The organism is Psychrobacter sp. CX21, from assembly GCF_057396255.1.
Window position 1 is genome coordinate 109068 of the sequence record NZ_JBXYJG010000002.1, and the last position, 17981, is coordinate 127048.

Consider the following 17981-nt stretch of genomic DNA (forward strand, 5'->3'; position numbering starts at 1 on the left):
AAACGTCTTTATAATATTAAGAAACCTATTAATTGTAAGATAAATAAAAAAAGCAGAAGTAAAGAATTACTTCTGCTTTTTTTTGTCCGATAATATTGATATTAATACATAATAATACAATAGAGTAGTTGTAGGCTTAAGACTTAGGATTTGGACCTATTTAATAAACGGTTCTCAAGATAGTGAATATTCTGAGCTTTAGAAGAAAAGCTTGGATCTTTAAGTATGATATCTCTATGCAGGGGTATGTTTGTCTTGATACCAGATATAATGAGCTCATCGAGAGCATGCAGCGTTTTAGCAATAGCCTGCTCACGGGTTTGACCATGACATATCAGCTTTCCTATCAGTGAGTCATAATAAGATGGTATGTCGTACCCTTGATATAAATGAGAATCGAAACGAACGCCTGCACCATTTGGAGAAAAATATTGGGTAATAATACCAGGTGAGGGCACAAAAGTATTTGGATCTTCGGCATTAATACGACATTCAATAGCGTGGCCATGTACATTAATATCACTTTGACGATAGGACAATCCATAACCTGCTGCAATACGTAACTGCTCTACAACAACATCGACACCAGTGACCATTTCCGTAGTGGGGTGCTCAACCTGAATTCTCGTATTCATCTCTATAAAGAAAAACTCACCATCTTCAAACAAAAACTCAAAAGTACCTGCACCGCGGTAGCCAATATTCTCACAGGCTTGAACACATGCTTGTAATATAGGTTCTCTGATATCATCAGGGATATCTGGTGCAGGCGCTTCTTCTAGAACTTTTTGATGACGACGTTGTAAAGAGCAATCTCGGTCAAATAAATGGATGGCATTTCCATTACCGTCACCTAGTATTTGAACTTCAATATGACGAGGGTTTTGTAAATATCGTTCCATATAAACTGTGTCGTCACCAAACCAAAGCTCAGCCTCTTGCTTCGCAGCTTGCACTTGTTCATTAAGCTGATCAAATCGATCAACAACACGCATACCGCGTCCACCACCACCAGCCGCAGCTTTAATAAGTAATGGAAAGCCAATATGTTTGGCTTGTTGTTCAGCATTGTTAAGGGTTACAGGACCAATCGAACCTGGGACCGTAGGTACACCAGCTTGTTTCATGGCATTAATAGCAGAAACTTTATTACCCATTAATCGAATATGATCAGGATGGGGGCCCACAAAGGTTATACCTGCTTCTTCAATAGTTTCGGCAAATTCAGCATTTTCTGCTAAAAATCCATAGCCAGGATGGATTGCATCACTTCCTGTAATTTCAGCAGCAGTTATAATGGTTGCGGTATTAAGATAGCTTTGATTGGCATTAGGTAAACCAATACATATGGCTTCATCAACAAAGCGCAGATGCATCAAGTTCTCGTCTGCGGTGGAATAAACACCGACGGTCTTAATACCCAACTGCTTGCAGGCACGCACGATACGTAAAGCAATTTCCCCACGATTAGCGATGAGCAGTTTTTTAATCATCCTGTGACCTATATCTTAATTTTTATAGCGAATAATGGGTTGGCCAAATTGAACCACATCGCCATTTTCAACTAAAATAGCATCAATGATACCACTTTGAGTTGACTCAAGAGGATTCATGATTTTCATGGCTTCAATGATACCTAAAGTATCACCAGGTTGAACTTTTTGACCCGGCTTTACAAAAGGGGGGTCATTAGGACTTGGAGCAGCATAAAATACGCCTACCATTGGCGAGTTTTCAACCCTACCCATCGCAGCAGGTTCAATATATGGGTCGGCATTAAAATTTGAGGCGCCAGATATTATTGAAGGCATAGGTGTGTTGTAATGCCGAGTCAAACTGACACTATCTTTACCTGTAGTCACTTCCAAATTGACCAAATCTTTTTCTTCCATGAGCTCAATGAGCGTACGTATTTTGTCAATATCCATACGATTGCCTTTAAGGGAATTATTATTATTCTAGATATTGTAACAAATTTTATCGTACATTATGACTATCAAATGATGCATTTAAGTTTTAATAATAAAAAGCTCAATCGAATATGTTAATAACACTAAGTAAACGTTAAAAATTGTACTTATTATTAATCTATATAATCAATAAATAAGCATTCAATCTAATAATAATTCATATGATTAAAATTATTAAGTTAAATGGACTTTATTTGCTTTTGACGATTATTAAGTCTTAAAGTCAACAAAATTGAGGATAATATTAATCCTGCGACTAATGCTATCCAAAACCCTTTAGCGCCAGTATCTGTAAACCGAACCAAATAAGTACCTAGCGGTAAGGCGACTAACCAATAACAGAATAAAGTAATCCACATTGGAACCTTTGTATCCTGCATACCTCTTAATATCCCAGCGACATTTACTTGCCAGCCATCCACTAACTGATAAGCGATCGCAAACAATAAAAGCATCATGGCTTGCTGCTTAACTGCAAGATTGTCCGTAAACGTATTTGCTAAATTTTCGCGAAATAAAGCGATACCAAGCATACTTAATAAGGCGATACAGACAGTCCAAATAAGACCAGTTCGCTGTACTTGCTGTAAGGCAAGCCAGTTTTCCTCACCAAATCTATTAGAAATCATAATGGTCAATCCCATAGACACAGACATTGGAATCATAAAAAGCTGCGAGGTCACGGCAAGCGCCACCTGATGAGAGGCAACTGCAATTTCACCCAAAGGACTAATGACGATTGAGGCTAAACTAAATAAACTTGCCTCAAAAAATATAGCTATACCAATTGGAAGCCCTAAGCGAAATAGCTTACTGATTTGTTTACGGTTAGGGCGTGAAAAGTTATAAAAAAACCGAGTTTCATCAAAAGTTTGATGTTTAGAGAAGTATAGATATAGCGCCAATAGAATAACATTAAACCAAAGCACACAAGCGGTAGCTAGCCCACAACCCGCACCGCCTAATGCGGGAAAACCGAACAGCCCATTTATAAAAATATAATTTATAGGAATGTTAATAAGTAACCCTATGATGCTTATAATCGTGACAGGCTCTGGCCTACCTAATGCTTCACAATAGCTTCTTAATACGGCATAACAGGCGATGGCTGGAAATCCCCATGCTACAAATGATAGATATTGGCCTGCTTTAGGTTGAATGTTGGTAGGCACACCCATATGGCTTAATACATTCGGTGTTAATGACACAATAATGAATCCAATAATACCAATCGCAAAGGCTGCCCATAAAGACTGCTGCGTAATATGCGGCACATCGTCATGACGTTTTTGACCCAATTTCTCACCAATAAGCGGCGTGGTAGCTATTAATATGCCAGTTGCTAATAAAAATAAAGGCAACCATATGCCTGAGCCGATGGATACAGCGGCCAAGTCTAGCGCCGACACCTTACCCGCCATTATGGCATCTACAACACCTAATGCTGCTTGCGAAAACTGAGTAATCAATATTGGGATTACTAATGTCGCAAGACGGTTACTATGGTATTTAAAATCCTTAAAAGATAAGTTTGCGAACATAATCAATATAATCTTATTTATAAGCACGTATAATAGGGGTTTAAAATCAAAAAACTAACTTTTCAAATAGTTTTAGTTCAAATAAACGCGAGACTATAACATCTATCCAGTACAAAGAGTAAGTGCTATATTTATGTCCCATTCAATTAAAGAACCCTGTATTAAAGAAGCTTGTATTATAAACCCTTGTCATAAACAACCTAGTATTGCAGACAGTATTCCACTAGCACTATATATTCACATACCGTGGTGTGTGAAAAAATGCCCTTATTGTGACTTTAACTCACATAGCTTACCCACAGTCGACTCATCGAAGCACGAAGACCCCATTAGCAATTCGATAAACAGAAGTACATCTAAACGGCATGCATATGAAGCTGTTGATAACAATAGCCTGACTAATACAACGAATGCTGACGTTGGGTTTTTCAAAAGTTATGTCAACGCTCTTATAGACGATATAAATGCTCAATTGCCACTTATCCAGAATCGCCATATTAGTTCGATATTTATAGGTGGAGGCACGCCTTCATTATTACCCATAGAAGAATACAAACGCTTATTTGAACAATTAAAGTTAGTATTGCCTTTTGCAAGTGATATAGAGATTACTATGGAGGCAAACCCAGGCACTCTTGAACATGCACCATTCGAAGAGTATTTAGAAGTTGGAATTAATAGACTTTCTATAGGTGTGCAGAGTTTCGATAATGATAAGCTAACAGCTTTAGGGCGTATACATGATTCGAAGCAGGCTTATGATGCCATTGGTGCGGCGTATAGAGCAGGCTTTAGGCGAATAAATGTAGATTTAATGCATGGTTTGCCTAACCAAAATACGGATGATGCCCTTAATGATATTCAAATGGCTCATTCAGCGGGGGCCACTCATATCTCTTGGTATCAATTGACTGTCGAGCCTAATACAGTTTTTTACCGTAATACTCCAATATTGCCTGAAGATGATAGCCTTGAAGATATTGAAGCGCGGGGAAGCGCTTTGCTGACTCAATTAGGGTATACAAATTATGAAGTATCAGCATGGGTAGGCCTAGAGGACAGCCCTTGCCGTCATAATATGAACTATTGGCAATTTGGTGATTATCTCGCCATCGGTGCGGGTGCGCATGGAAAAGTTACACTAGATATAAAATATATAGATGAGCTTCAGTCAACTAACATCCTACAATTATACTGCGGTTTAGATAGCAATCTTAATAGCGATATTAATGATGATAGCAATGAATATAACGTCCTAGATTCTGATGAAAATGATTATGTTAACCTGTTGAATACACAAAGTAGGAATATTCTAAATAGAGCTAAGCAAAATAGGGATAAGCAAAGTAGGGATAAGCAAGGAAGAAATACACGACATAGTATATATCGTTATAGTAAGTCGCGATTACCCAAAGACTATATGAACTATGATCATTTCCCAAAAATGGTAGGTTTTAACAAAATACCTACGGCTGATCTAACGGGCGAGTTTATGCTTAATGTACTTAGGCTGACCCAAGGTGTCCCACTTGAATTGTATAGTGAGAGAACGGGATTTCCAATGTCGCATATTGAATATGAGTTGGATTCTCTTAAGATAAAAGGATTAATTGAAAATATGTCCGATTGGATTCAGCCTACGCGTTTAGGTCGTCAATATCTAAATCAAGTATTAAAAACTTTTTTATAAGTCTATAAGTTAATTGAATATAAAGCGCTTTGATTAGTTATCTAGGACAACCCCTAATAATATAATGGAGATAGGCCATGACAGGATATGTTTTAGCATTGGATCAAGGAACAACGTCAAGTCGTGCAATTATATATGATAACAACGCCCGTACTATCCAAATTTCTCAAAAACCAACCACGCTAAGTACGCCTCGTCCTGGCTATGTTGAACAAGATGCTATGCAGATTTGGCATACCCAAATTAGCTGCGCGCATGATGCAATCAACAGGGCAGGATTGCTCGCAACGGAAATATCTTGTATTGCCATAACTAACCAGCGTGAATCAATCGTAATCTGGGATAAAAAAACCGGTAAGCCCCTTGCACCCGCCATAATATGGCAAGACCGCCGCTCAGATCACTGGTGCCAAAAGCTTGAGCGCGAACCTTATGAAGGTCATTTTGATAATACTCAATCTTATATTCAATCTATAACAGGCTTAAGGTTAGACCCTTATTTTAGTGCCAGTAAGATTGTTTGGATGCTAGAGAATAATCCTGATTTTCGCAGTCGAGCAAACCGCGGAGAGGTTTTGGTAGGCACCATAGATAGTTGGCTCATGTTTAATTTGACTGGCGGAGAGCATGTGATTGACATTACAAACGCTTCGAGAACCTTAATATATGACATAAATAAACTTGAATGGTCGGCAGAGCTTTTGACTAAATTTAATATACCCCCTCAGATTCTACCGCGAGTTTTGCCCTCAGATGGGGACTTTGGTAAAACAGAACGAGGATTATTTGCCAAGCAAATTCCTATACATGCCGTTTTGGGAGATCAACAAGCCGCTTTATTAGGTCAAGGGTGTATCGAACAAGGCATGGCAAAAAATACCTATGGTACTGGGTGTTTTATGCTCATGAATATAGGTGGTGAGGTACAGTTAAGTCAGCATCAATTATTAACAACCGTTGGCTGGCAGCGACGCACAGTTCCAACATCTCTTTTAAAAAACCCTATTGAAAATCCATCACTAAATAAACTAGTTAAGTCGGGCAAACGTATTTTAACTCCTACCAAGCGAGAAGTTACTTATGCTCTAGAGGGTAGTGTATTTATGGCAGGGGCAATTGTACAATGGCTTCGAGACAATATAGGTATTATAAATACCTCCGAACAGATAGAAACGTTAGCGAATACAGTCGATACTAGTGAGGGTGTCGTATTAGTGCCTGCATTTACGGGACTTGCCGCACCATATTGGCGCTCAGACATTACCGCTAATCTTACAGGTATGACTCGAGGTACTACCAAAGCTCACATTGCTAGGGCATCGCTCGAATCTATTGCTTTTCAAGTTTATGATGTTTTAGGTGCCATGCAAAAAGACAGCCCAACACCCTTAACTGAATTAAGAGTCGACGGTGGTGCTTCTAATAATAATTTGTTAATGCAGTTTCAGGCAGATTTGTTGAATGTCCCTGTATTAAGACCTAAAGATACTGAAATAACTGCTAAAGGTGCAGCACTTCTTGCGGGTATAAAAAGTGGTTTATACGATGAAGGAACGATAGAAGCTTCATGGCAACTTGAAAAAATGTTTGAACCTCAAATGCCTGTCAGTCAAAGAGACAGTCTTTTAGAAAAATGGCATCATGCTATTGAGAAAACCTTAAGATAGCTCACTTAATTTACATAAGTCGCATAACTTATTTAATGTCCATAACTTACTTAAGTTTAATATAAATCTAAAATAAATTTTTATTAAATTATGGATACTTGTCTAATATGAGTGATATAGTATTGCTTTAAAAAATATCTTTAGTTGTTATTTATAAAAATTTCGAGTGATAAGGGAAAATACATTGTGAAAAGTAAAAATTATCACAATCAAAAGGATGATAAAGAGTTTTATATTGCTACTAATAATCTACTAAATCTAGCCCTTCCTGCTCGTGAATTTTATGACAACGTTCCGCCATATAGCCATGACTTCTATCAAACAAAAATCAGTGGATTACATGAATTATTAAAACATGCAAAAGCTGACATTTTCGCTTTCCAAGAAGTTTGGGATGAAAAAGCATTACAATATCTTGGTGCGAAGCTGGGCTTTGAGCCATCACAAGTATTAGCGCCTCTTGCAAGCAATGATAATACTAGCAAATTGACGCATGGGCAGGGCGCTAAAGGAACGCCTGCCTTAGGTATTATGTCAAAATTTAAGGTGATTGATTCGCATATCCTTACAGAGTTTGATCCCTTAGCTGTCATAGATATTCCCGATGAAGGTCTTTATTCCAAATTTAACAGACCACCTCTTATTGTTACATTAGATGTTTATGGTCAGCCGATTACTATCATAACTGCACATCTCAAAAGCAAACGACCCCATTATTTACGTGATGATCAAGGCAATCGTTTAGAAGATTATGATGATCCTATGTTAAGGGTCCGTGCTAAGCTTAGAAGTTTATCTATGCGCGCAGCAGAAGCTGCTGCTATCAGACTATTTATTATTAATAAATTACATCATACGCGTCACCCCTTAATATTGTTAGGGGATATGAATGATGTTACAGACAGTGTAACTACTCAGCTACTTGCAGAAACTAGTGAGGTTATCTACGATAAGTCGATGCGTGATGTTGCATTATTTGATGCAGCGCGTGTACAGACCAGTTATGGGTGGATGAAAGATGTGGCTTACACGCATTTATATCAAGGTATGCCAGAAGTAATAGATCAGCTTTTTGTTTCTGAAGAGTTTTTAGTAGACGGGAAGTATTCTATAGGGGAAGTTGAGCGAGTTGACTATTTTAATGATCATCTAAAAAGAGATTACAACAGTCGTTATTCAGATCATGGTATTGTTAGAGCAAAAATTAAACTTAATTGAACTTCTATTAAAAAATATATTAATAGTTTCTTAAATATTGTGCAATTGTTTACATTAATAAGTTATAATACATGAAACATTTGTTAATATTTATATTAAAAACAATATTTTAAGTACTTATAAACTTACGTGTTTTATCTAACCTATAACACATTGAGTGCAAAATGACGGATCATAGTAATGATCTTATTCAGGATGTTTTAGTTGATTCTGACTTAGCTAAAAGAATCCTTCCTAATAAGTTCAAACATACCAGTAAACAGGGTCGCGCTCGACGCCAAAAATTATTAATAGCCGCTAAAGACTTATGCTCTAAGCGAGATATATCAAGTATTACTTTGGCGGATGTTTGTAAAAGAGCGGGTATTCCGCGTGCCTCAGCTTATCACTTTTTTCCCAATATTGAATCCATAATTATCGCTCTACGTTTTTTAAATTATTTAGAATACTACGAATTGATTAATGCCATTGATATCCATGACTATGAAGGGTGGCAAGACTACATCGATGACTTATTAAGAATTGCTGTAAAGCGCATGAATAGCGATGGTATAAGCGCAAAGCTTATGTATGCTGCTAATTTGCCAGATTTTGAAGGACATTATTACGACGAAAAAGTCGATAAAGACATGTGTGATATGGTCTTAACAAAAATTAGATCAAAGTTTAATTTGGATGATATTGCGGATCTTGAAACGTTATTTTTAATATCATTTGGGATAGCCCATAGTGTATTAGGACTATCATATAAACAGTCGATGACTATTACAGACTATATGTTAGACGAAAGTGTGACAGCTTGCTTAGCCTATATGAAATGCTATATCCCCGAAAATCCTGCCCTAGTCTAACTTTGACATCCTCTTTAGCTATAGTAATTGCATATTTCACCCTATTAATCATCAAGCTTTCTTATATACTCTTCTATTTATTCTAAATCAACGAATAATAAACAATATAATTGAATCTAAATTTAGTTGCGATATAGGACTGATATATTTACAAAGATTTGAGACCCTTTCTATTTAAAATTGGAGGCTCTAGAACAGCTTTGTATTTTTCTATATTAACTTAAAGAAAGCCATTCAAAAATGAATGGCTTTTCTTATTTTGACTTAACTCCTAGATTGAGATAATCCAGATTGAGATAAACATGATAATGCAACATGAAAGTTAAAAGCTATAATAAATTAACTCTTCTACACAAATCATTATTGATCTAAATCCCAGATATAATATTTTCCTGATTCTATAATTGCAATCTGTTTGGCAATTTGAGGATCATTAGGATGCTTTGATTGCAGTCTTTGTAAACGTGATAATGCTGCAGATTTTTTGTCACTAAGCAAATCTGCTTGAGCCAGACTTTGTTCGGCTTCCTTATGACTTTGAGAAGCAGCTTTAAGCAGATACTTTTTACCCTCTTTAAATCCGCCGCCTTCAGATAGCATCATGCCATAGATAAAGTTTGCTTCAGGATCGTTTGGACGTCTAACAATTGCTTTTGCGATAAAATTACTACCTCGCACTGCATAATCTGAACCTAAATCAAGGTTGCGTCCCATACCATTAAGCTTTGCCGCTCTAACCAATACCTCGTAAGACGCATTGGGCTGCTCAGCAACTGGGCGTAGCCATTCTTCCAATGTCATTAATTTGACTTGGGCATTATAACGTTCAGTTTTAGAATTAAAATTTGGAGGATAATGACGCGCATTAGGACTAATGTCATCAATAAACTTATCTAGAAGGCTGACATCAAGCTGATCAGAGTTAGGACTCGTAGTTTTTGGAATAATTACCGTGGGTATTAAGCTTACATTGGCGACTTTCACACTAGGCGTTGGAATACCGCGAAGTGGAGAAGCAGTGATATTAACTGCATTGCGTAATGGATCGTTTAATAGTTGCTGAGAGGTATATCTGAGCGTATTATCTGACCCCTGAGAATTTATAGCAATAGCTTGGTTACCAACAAACGCCAAACTGAGTACTATGGCACTTGACAAAAATTTATTCGAAATAAGTTTATGCATGATTAAATCCTTATTATAGTATTAAAATTATAAGTATATAAAATTGTAAATTTTGAGATATAAATAAAAGGATATAGGTCTTAGAAAATATAAGTATTAATAAAAAAGCTCGAAAATATGTAGGTAATACAAGAATACAGTTATAAAATATTTAATTTCAAAAACTAATACAATTTTAAATAAATCCAACAGTTTATATTGTACTTGGATAGTTGGATTTATATAATTTTAGATACAAAAACACATATAAGCCTTAATAAATAGGATAAGTTAGTGAATATAAATACGAATGATTTGATTTTGGTTGTCCAAAGTTTTTAAACCATCGCTTTTAAACGATAGTCTCTAAACCATAGCCAACAAAACTCCTTAAATATGATAAGCCAAATCCTTCATTCTATTGGCCATCCAGCGCATCGATACTTTAACTGGTGCGGACAATAATTGACCACCATAATGAATTGCAGCTTCACGATGCTCAAGCTCTTCAATATTCATTTGAGCCAAAATTTCTTTACTACGATTATCTTGAGGGGGTAGTTGACAAATATGATCTTCTAAATGCTCACTAACTTGAGCTTCTGTTTCAGCGACAAACCCAAGACTAAATTCATCAGATATGAGTCCAGCTACCGCACCCAAACCAAAAGATAACCCGTACCAAATTGGGGTGAATACACTGGGATGACTTCCAAGCTCTTTCAAACGCGTTTCGCACCATACCAAATGATCTATTTCTTCGTCAGCAGAATGTTGCATGGCTGTTTTGACTTGGTCGTTCTTAGCAGTAAAAGCTTGTCCATGATATAAGCCTTGAGCACACACTTCACCGGTATGGTTAATACGCATTAATCCAGCGACATGTCGAGATTCGTTGATTGAGAGTTCAGGAATGTCTTCAGAACTAACAGGCAAGGGGCGAGCAGTTGGGTTTGAATGCGGAATAACAGCGCGCAAACTACTATCGAATCCTACAATTGCTCGGTCTAATATACTTAATTTTTTAGCCATAATGCCCTCAATTTAATTTGAAAGTTAAATATTATTCAAAAGTTAATTATACTATCAGAGATAAAAACCTAATCGTTATATACTTAAAACTCCAGATAATTTTAGATGGTAATACCTTAAAATTAAATACTCTAAAATTTAGATGCTTGCAGACCTACATACCTAAAGTTTTAATGCTAAAGATTTAAATGATAAAGATCTGAATGCTAAACAGACCCTAATATTACCGATAAATTTAAAGTGTTAATACTCTTAACTGTTACTTGGAAGTAAATCATTGTCGCAAGGTATTAGAGAGCGTCATTGATTTATGCAAAATCTATAGTCAAATAAATCTAAAACGGTTAGGCAACCGAGTGCAAGTACTACTCATGTAGTCTTAGCGAGGTTAGCGCCGTAACCATTTAGTAGTTCGCTGATTATATTTAGATCTACGAAGACCCTCTTAAAATCGATACAATTAAACCAATAAAGCAATGAGGTTTGCAAAAAATTGATGGAGGAGATTTTAGTATCTAGATCATTTTATCCCATAAAAAAAGCTTGAATGCGCTAAAACATTCAAGCTTTACTACTAAGATTGATTTTAAGAAATTTGAATAATTTAGGCTATTATTTCAACTCTACCGTAGCACCATTTTCAATGTTAGCGTAAACATCTAAAACATCCCAGTTAGTCAGACGAACACAACCTGCTGAGGCTTGACGACTGATACCTTCAGGGATAGGCGAGCCGTGAATACCATACGATGGTTTGGATAATCCCATCCATACGACACCGACAGGATTGTTAGGGCCTGGTGGCAACATGAATACTTTTTTGTCATCAGAGTCTTTGTTGACTGTGGCTTTATACCAAGGCATTTTGACTTTATTAACGATTCTAAAGGTGCCTGTTGGTGAGGGCGTACTACTACTGCCAACAGTAGTTGGGAAGGTCGCCACTAATTTATTACCATTATAAGCATATAAGGTTTTGTCCTCTTTTTTAGCTACCACTCTATCGATACGTTGATTCAAAGGCTCGCGCTTATTAATAACTGTGATTGTCTCCCCAGCATTAAACTTTTTACCTTTGTTGAGTTTTTCAAGATAGCGTACATCCATATGGAAACGCTCACCAATCATCTCTTTAATGTTTTGGTAATAAAGGCCTTTAAGTTTAGACTTAGCTTCAGAACCCGAAGGAATCGATGCAAAGTTAGTGTTTACATCTTTATCGGTTAAGGTATATTCAACGAGTACAGGTTTTGACATATCGATATTTTTGGTCAGCTCTCGCCATGTTGCTTCATCCATACGCCCTGTGCTTGGTAATCCGCGCATGGCCTGAAAGTTTGCCAATGCCTTTTTACTATTCATTCCCCAGCCGCCATCAATGGGACCAGGAGACGCATAGTTCCAATCAAGAAGAGTCTGCATTTTGACGGTCATGGCAGTGTTTTTTCGCATATTTGGCGTCCAAACAGCACTATTTACCGCCCGTGCATAATTGGATAAGTTCGTCGTGGTGTAAAGCTTACCGTTTTTGTTTTCTATACTTTTAATTGAGTCGTCATCAATAATGCTAGAGGTGGCCGGCGCAACAGCTTGACCTGCCTCCACATCGTTATTTGCTTGCTCATTAATATCTTCATTAACAGACGCTTCAACTTCAGCTGTAGTGATTTGATCAAGATCTTCTTCAACATTCTGAGTTACGGTCTGTGTTGAGTTATTTGAGCCAATCATAGCATTCTGCGCCGCTAATTCTTTGGCTCTAAATTCTGCTTGAGTCTCTTGCACACGGCGTTCGTATTCGCTCAAACCATCACTTTGATTAAGTGATTCGGTTCTATTATTAAAGCCTGTAGTGCTATTATTGGATTCATTTAGCGGTATGATTTTACGCTGTTCTTGGATTATAGTTGTGTCATCAATAAGCTGCTCCAGCCGATCTACAGACTGAGTGTTATTTGTTTCGGCTGAGGCGGCACTACTAAGTAGAAATAGTGAGAACGCCACTGAGCTGCTTATTAAAGTAGGATTAAAAACTTTAGATACATACTTATTTGGATTGAAATTCATAATCATAAAAAATAGTCGTGTTTAAAATATTAAGGTTATTATGCGATGAAATGAGACTACTAGCAAATATTAGAGCATAATTTAATTAATTATCCTCTTGTTTTACTCAGGTCACTAGGGCGTGTGGAACATTGGTGTAAAAAGGAGGTGACAAAAAAATAGCAAACGACTACCCTTTAAGTTCTCACACAAAAAAGAAATCGTTTGCTATGCCTCGAACCATGCTCAAAGATGAACACTGGACAAGACTAAGACCTATACTACTAGAACTTAAGATGTATGACAAAGGAAATCTTAGACGTACTGTAGAAGGTGTACTTTATCGTATGCGAACAGGGTGTCCTTGGCGTGACGTACCTGAAGATTTTGGCAAGCCTAATACTATCTACAGGGCTTACCACCGTTGGTTTAAGAGTGATAAGCTAGTTAAACTTTTTAAGCTTATGATTAAAGACTCAGACCTTGAGTGGGTGTTTATAGATGGTACCCATATAAAAGCTCATCAACATAGCAACGTAGCTTATGATAAGGAGCAGGCCATTAGTAAAAGTGTCGCCGGGCGTGCCTCTAAAATCCATCTAGCAGTAGATGCTCATGGTAACCCTATCACCTTTATTATCACTGATGGTACCACTCATGATGTTAAAGTTGCGACAGACTTAGTTGACCAAGTGGATTTGAGTAATACGGCAGTTGTCTGTGCTGATAAAGGCTATGACTCAGATGATTTAAGAGAGCATATTGAACAAGCCGGTACAGGTAGCAATATTCCTAAAAAAATTAATTCTAAAACAGGGAATAGCCATATGGACTGGGACTTGTATAAGATCAGACATTTAGTTGAAAACGCCTTTGCTAACTTAAAAAGGTTCCGTGCTATAGCAACAAGATTTGATAAACTAAAGCAAAGTTATGAAAATAATGTCGCTTTGGCTTGTGCTTACATTTGGCTGAAATTATGAATGTTCCACACGCCCTATTATTTGGTAAGTTAATTAGCAAAAATTGAGCTTATAATTCGAAAGCTTTAAAAGATTTAGATAAAAGAATATTTAGTTTTATACCTTATATAAGGCGATATATTCAGTATCGAATTTATATGCATCACATTTTTAGCATAGTTATCAGCATAGGTATCAATATTGATATCAGGATTATTATGCCTTAGCAATGTATAGCCAGTAAGTTTACTTGTTATACATTTGGTTATTAAAATTATCAATGCAGTAATAAAGCATTAGCATAGATATAACTTAGGTTAGGTATTATAATGCTTTAATCAATACGTCTTAGATAAGAAAATTTCATAAATAAATCTGAACTATTTTAAAACATCCAATCCATAATAATAAGCAAGGTGTATACATACTATGTCGACTGACAATACAGGTTCAAGTGTCAACCTATCATCATTAGACGCGTCAGCTTTATTAGAGCAAATCCAGCGTTCAGCGTCAAATGATGTAGAGCCTGAGCAGCTTAATTCAGACGTTTATGAAGATAGAGATATGGACATTGATGAAGACTATGAAGCGTTAATAGTAGCCTGTCATGAAGCGTCACAATCACTATATACCATCAGAGACTTTATACGCTTTAGTGTGAGTCAAATGCGAAATTATGATGTAGTCGTCGCACAGGGCACAACCGATATATTTGCAGAAGCCGCTGCGATCGTGCTTCAAACGTTGTCATTAGAATGGTCTGCTGATGAGCAAATACTTGATTGCCGATTAATACCTAGTGAAAAGGTAGACGTATTAAACCTATTGCAGGCTCGTATCATTGAGCGTAAACCCCTTAGCTACTTGCTTAACCTATCCTATTTTTGTGGGATGCCATTTTATGTTGATGAGCGTGTGCTGATACCTCGGTCTCCTATAGCTGAATTAATCCGCCAACAATTCTATCCGTTTTTTGAAACCGATGCATTTGCACAGTCAGTATTGAATACTGCCAATGCTGAAATACCAAACTTCTATTTGCATGGACTAGACAGTAATCAATTACCACAGCCTGATCGTATTTTGGATTTATGCACCGGATCAGGATGTATCGCTATTGCGCTTGCCAAATGGTTTAGAGATGCTTTAGTTGATGCGACTGACATTGATACTCAAGCTCTTGAAGTCGCTGCTGTCAACGTTGAGCATCATGATATGGTGCATCAGGTAAACTTAGTGGAATCTGATTTGTTTTCTAAAATAATACCTGAGAATCAATATGAACTTATTGTTACAAACCCGCCTTATGTAGATGCGGCCGCTATGGCAGATTTGCCACCCGAATTTAATCATGAACCTGAGCATGCACTGGCAGCGGGGCAAGATGGGTTAGACTTAGTACATAAGATATTATACGAAGCTGCTGACTTTTTAACGCCAGAAGGCTTGCTGGTTTGCGAAGTAGGAGACAGTGATTGGGCGCTGCGTCAGGCTTATCCAGAGATAGATTTTAATTGGTTGAATTTTGCACATGGTGGTCATGGGATTTTCGCCATTGATCGTCGCAGCTTACTTAATTATCGAGGGTTATTTGCTGAGTATGTTAACGCACTTTAATTCATACACTGTAACTGACACGCTGTAACCATTTGTGTTTAAGCACATGGCATGTATTACTAGTTAATTTGATTCTAAAGTTTGAATTTATTCAAATGTTTACACTTATCTAACTCTATTTATCAAACCTTATTTATTTAACCCTAAAAAGACGGATAGAAAATTAATTTATTGAACCGAGAAAAATAATTATGGCAGGAAATAGTATTGGTCAAGTATTTACAGTGACTACATGTGGTGAATCACATGGCGCAGGTTTGATGGCTATAGTCGATGGAGTCCCGCCAGGTTTAGCAATAACTAGCGAAGATTTACAAGTTGATTTAGATCGTCGTAAGCCGGGGACATCAAAGTTTGCCACTCAGCGCCGAGAGCCTGATGAAGTAGAAATTATTTCAGGCATTTTTGAAGGTAAAACAACTGGCACCTCCATTGGTTTGTTGATTCGAAATACCAATCAAAAGTCCAAAGACTATACCGATATCAAAAATACGTTCAGACCAGGTCATGCTGATTATACTTATAGTATGAAATACGGGTTTAGAGATTACCGCGGCGGCGGTCGATCCTCTGCGCGTGAAACTGCCATGCGCGTGGCAGCAGGAGCCATTGCTAAACGCTATCTAGCTGAGCGCTTAGGTATTCAAATAAATGGTCACGTTATCCAAATCGGTAATGAACATGCATCTATTCAAGACCCTGCCAACATTGATTGGCAATATGTGAACAGCAATCCATTTTTTTGTGCCGATAAAGAGGCAGTGCCACGCTTTGAGAAATTAATAAATCGGCTGCGTAAAGAAGGCACCAGTTGCGGTGCAAAGCTTGAAGTAATTGCTTCAAATGTACCTGTTGGACTCGGAGAGCCTGTATTTGATAGGTTAGATGCTGATATTGCTCATGCTATGATGAGTATCAACGCGGTGAAGGGTGTGGAGATTGGCGATGGCATGGCAGTTGCTGAGCAATTTGGTCATACCTCGCGGGATGAGCTGACGCCGAAAGGATTTACTGCCAATCATTCTGGCGGTATTTTGGGTGGCATATCATCAGGTCAAGATATAAAAGTGAGTATCGCCCTTAAGCCAACCTCAAGTATTACCACACCAGGTAAGAGTATAGATACTCAAGGCGACTCAATTGATATGCTAACTAAAGGTCGCCATGATCCTTGTGTAGGTGTACGCGCTACGCCCATCGCTGAAGCAATGTTAGCCATTGTTTTGTTAGATCATTACTTACGTCATCGGGGTCAGAATGCTGACGTCAAACCACCGGTTGCGCCTATTGAATGATTTTTTAAATTACATTGGTAGTAAACGCATACATAGATTTGGAAATGAATCACATGAAAGATATCAATACGCTTGAAGTTAACGACATGATCCAAGATAACGAGTCAATGACGAGTCAATCGGCCATAGTTACAGACGAACAAGTTATAAATTGGATTAAATCACGTCGTAGCATTGGTAATTTAACTATCCCCGCACCTAACAAAACACAAGTAGAAGCGGCCATTGAATGCGCTATGACTGCGCCTGATCATAAAAAATTAAAACCTTGGCGGTTTATCGTGACGCAAAATAATGCCAGACATGAATTTGGACGAGCGCTGCTACAAGCTGCAGAAGCAAAAGCAGCAAGAGAAGATACTGAGCTTAACGAAAAAGCTAAAAATAAGACACTCAAAATGCCCTTACGGGCACCAATGATTATCACTGTAGTAACAAAGATGCAGTACCATGAAAAAGTACCTCCATATGAACAGTTGCTAAGTGCAGGTTCAGCGGTTCAAAATTTAATATTGGCATTAAAAGCTCAAGGCTTTAGTACCGTATGGCGTACAGGGCCATTAGCGAATGAACCAAGTGTTAAATCTTATTTTAATGTGGGCTTTGAAGATTATATTGTTGCCTTTGTTTACGTGGGTAGTACGGTATGTGAAATGCCTAGCCGCAAAAAGATAGATATTTTGGACTACATTAAATACGATTCATAATCTATACGTCACTTAAATAATAGTTTGCTCAATCCATATGACAATCTTATTGATCGTTTGAAGTCTAACTATCTTCAGCGAACTACTATATGGTTACGTTATTAACCACGCTAAGTCTATTTGAAAATATTGCGTCAACAATGTGCCGTGTCAAAAATGTATCGTTTTTTATACAGTGTCGTGTTAATAAAGTGTCGTGTTAATAAAGTGTCGTGTTA

The 17981-nt window shown here is 37.4% G+C and carries 14 protein-coding genes; 8 read left to right on the forward strand and 6 right to left on the reverse strand.

Features of this window, described 5'->3' with window-relative positions; all coding sequences use genetic code 11:
• Window positions 1–143: 143 nt before the first annotated feature.
• The 3 genes from accC to AC2SLP_RS01725 form a co-directional block, all read right to left on the reverse strand.
• Window positions 144–1493: an acetyl-CoA carboxylase biotin carboxylase subunit gene (accC, locus tag AC2SLP_RS01715; protein ID WP_486534902.1), complete on the reverse strand. Its 1350-nt coding sequence runs from the start codon at window positions 1491–1493 to the stop codon at window positions 144–146.
• A gap of 15 nt (window positions 1494–1508) precedes the next feature.
• On the reverse strand, window positions 1509–1928 hold the full coding sequence (locus AC2SLP_RS01720) for an acetyl-CoA carboxylase biotin carboxyl carrier protein (RefSeq protein ID WP_486534903.1): 420 nt from the start codon (window positions 1926–1928) through the stop codon (window positions 1509–1511).
• Window positions 1929–2149: 221 nt separating this feature from the next.
• Complete coding sequence (locus tag AC2SLP_RS01725) at window positions 2150–3511, reverse strand: MATE family efflux transporter (protein ID WP_486534904.1); 1362 nt, start codon at window positions 3509–3511, stop codon at window positions 2150–2152.
• 133 nt (window positions 3512–3644) lie between these two features.
• Between AC2SLP_RS01725 and hemW the strand changes: the two genes are divergently transcribed.
• The 4 genes from hemW (at window position 3645) to AC2SLP_RS01745 (ending at window position 8937) form a co-directional block, all read left to right on the forward strand.
• Window positions 3645–5201, forward strand: a complete 1557-nt coding sequence (gene hemW / locus AC2SLP_RS01730; RefSeq protein WP_486534905.1) for a radical SAM family heme chaperone HemW — start codon at window positions 3645–3647, stop codon at window positions 5199–5201.
• 77 nt (window positions 5202–5278) lie between these two features.
• Window positions 5279–6868: a glycerol kinase GlpK gene (glpK, locus tag AC2SLP_RS01735; RefSeq protein ID WP_486534906.1), complete on the forward strand. Its 1590-nt coding sequence runs from the start codon at window positions 5279–5281 to the stop codon at window positions 6866–6868.
• Window positions 6869–7054: 186 nt separating this feature from the next.
• Window positions 7055–8086, forward strand: a complete 1032-nt coding sequence (locus AC2SLP_RS01740; protein WP_486534907.1) for an endonuclease/exonuclease/phosphatase family protein — start codon at window positions 7055–7057, stop codon at window positions 8084–8086.
• Between the two features lie 164 nt (window positions 8087–8250).
• Entirely contained in the window at window positions 8251–8937 is a 687-nt protein-coding gene (locus AC2SLP_RS01745) for a TetR/AcrR family transcriptional regulator (RefSeq protein ID WP_486534908.1), read from the forward strand.
• Between the two features lie 360 nt (window positions 8938–9297).
• On the opposite strand, the gene AC2SLP_RS01750 is transcribed toward AC2SLP_RS01745, so the two are convergent.
• From AC2SLP_RS01750 to AC2SLP_RS01760, 3 genes are all read right to left on the reverse strand, one after another.
• The gene (locus AC2SLP_RS01750) at window positions 9298–10122 is read right to left on the reverse strand and encodes a hypothetical protein (RefSeq protein ID WP_486534909.1); all 825 of its coding nucleotides are present in this window, start codon (window positions 10120–10122) and stop codon (window positions 9298–9300) included.
• A 369-nt stretch (window positions 10123–10491) separates the two neighbouring features.
• Complete coding sequence (coq7, locus tag AC2SLP_RS01755) at window positions 10492–11133, reverse strand: 2-polyprenyl-3-methyl-6-methoxy-1,4-benzoquinone monooxygenase (protein ID WP_486534910.1); 642 nt, start codon at window positions 11131–11133, stop codon at window positions 10492–10494.
• Window positions 11134–11745: 612 nt separating this feature from the next.
• Entirely contained in the window at window positions 11746–13206 is a 1461-nt protein-coding gene (locus AC2SLP_RS01760) for a L,D-transpeptidase family protein (protein ID WP_486534911.1), read from the reverse strand.
• A 203-nt stretch (window positions 13207–13409) separates the two neighbouring features.
• Here AC2SLP_RS01760 and AC2SLP_RS01765 point away from each other — a divergent pair, with 203 nt between their 5' ends.
• The 4 genes from AC2SLP_RS01765 (at window position 13410) to AC2SLP_RS01780 (ending at window position 17763) form a co-directional block, all read left to right on the forward strand.
• Window positions 13410–14162, forward strand: coding sequence for an IS5 family transposase (locus AC2SLP_RS01765; RefSeq protein ID WP_486534912.1), 753 nt, complete (start codon window positions 13410–13412; stop codon window positions 14160–14162).
• A gap of 546 nt (window positions 14163–14708) precedes the next feature.
• A complete protein-coding gene (gene prmB, locus AC2SLP_RS01770; protein ID WP_486535038.1) occupies window positions 14709–15761 on the forward strand; it encodes a 50S ribosomal protein L3 N(5)-glutamine methyltransferase in 1053 nt (350 codons plus the stop codon).
• A gap of 191 nt (window positions 15762–15952) precedes the next feature.
• Window positions 15953–17056, forward strand: a complete 1104-nt coding sequence (aroC, locus tag AC2SLP_RS01775) for a chorismate synthase (RefSeq protein WP_486534913.1) — start codon at window positions 15953–15955, stop codon at window positions 17054–17056.
• Window positions 17057–17142: 86 nt separating this feature from the next.
• Complete coding sequence (locus AC2SLP_RS01780) at window positions 17143–17763, forward strand: nitroreductase family protein (protein ID WP_486535039.1); 621 nt, start codon at window positions 17143–17145, stop codon at window positions 17761–17763.
• Window positions 17764–17981: the final 218 nt, after the last annotated feature.

What these genes read in the sequence shown, in the direction of transcription:
- accC (WP_486534902.1), bottom strand. Translation starts at nt 1,493, where the DNA reads ATGATTAAAAAACTGCTCATCGCTAATCGTGGGGAAATTGCTTTACGT.
- AC2SLP_RS01720 (WP_486534903.1), bottom strand. Translation starts at nt 1,928, where the DNA reads ATGGATATTGACAAAATACGTACGCTCATTGAGCTCATGGAAGAAAAA.
- AC2SLP_RS01725 (WP_486534904.1), bottom strand. Translation starts at nt 3,511, where the DNA reads ATGTTCGCAAACTTATCTTTTAAGGATTTTAAATACCATAGTAACCGT.
- hemW (WP_486534905.1), top strand. Translation starts at nt 3,645, where the DNA reads ATGTCCCATTCAATTAAAGAACCCTGTATTAAAGAAGCTTGTATTATA.
- glpK (WP_486534906.1), top strand. Translation starts at nt 5,279, where the DNA reads ATGACAGGATATGTTTTAGCATTGGATCAAGGAACAACGTCAAGTCGT.
- AC2SLP_RS01745 (WP_486534908.1), top strand. Translation starts at nt 8,251, where the DNA reads ATGACGGATCATAGTAATGATCTTATTCAGGATGTTTTAGTTGATTCT.
- AC2SLP_RS01750 (WP_486534909.1), bottom strand. Translation starts at nt 10,122, where the DNA reads ATGCATAAACTTATTTCGAATAAATTTTTGTCAAGTGCCATAGTACTC.
- coq7 (WP_486534910.1), bottom strand. Translation starts at nt 11,133, where the DNA reads ATGGCTAAAAAATTAAGTATATTAGACCGAGCAATTGTAGGATTCGAT.
- AC2SLP_RS01760 (WP_486534911.1), bottom strand. Translation starts at nt 13,206, where the DNA reads ATGATTATGAATTTCAATCCAAATAAGTATGTATCTAAAGTTTTTAAT.
- AC2SLP_RS01765 (WP_486534912.1), top strand. Translation starts at nt 13,410, where the DNA reads ATGCCTCGAACCATGCTCAAAGATGAACACTGGACAAGACTAAGACCT.
- prmB (WP_486535038.1), top strand. Translation starts at nt 14,709, where the DNA reads ATGGACATTGATGAAGACTATGAAGCGTTAATAGTAGCCTGTCATGAA.
- aroC (WP_486534913.1), top strand. Translation starts at nt 15,953, where the DNA reads ATGGCAGGAAATAGTATTGGTCAAGTATTTACAGTGACTACATGTGGT.
- AC2SLP_RS01780 (WP_486535039.1), top strand. Translation starts at nt 17,143, where the DNA reads ATGATCCAAGATAACGAGTCAATGACGAGTCAATCGGCCATAGTTACA.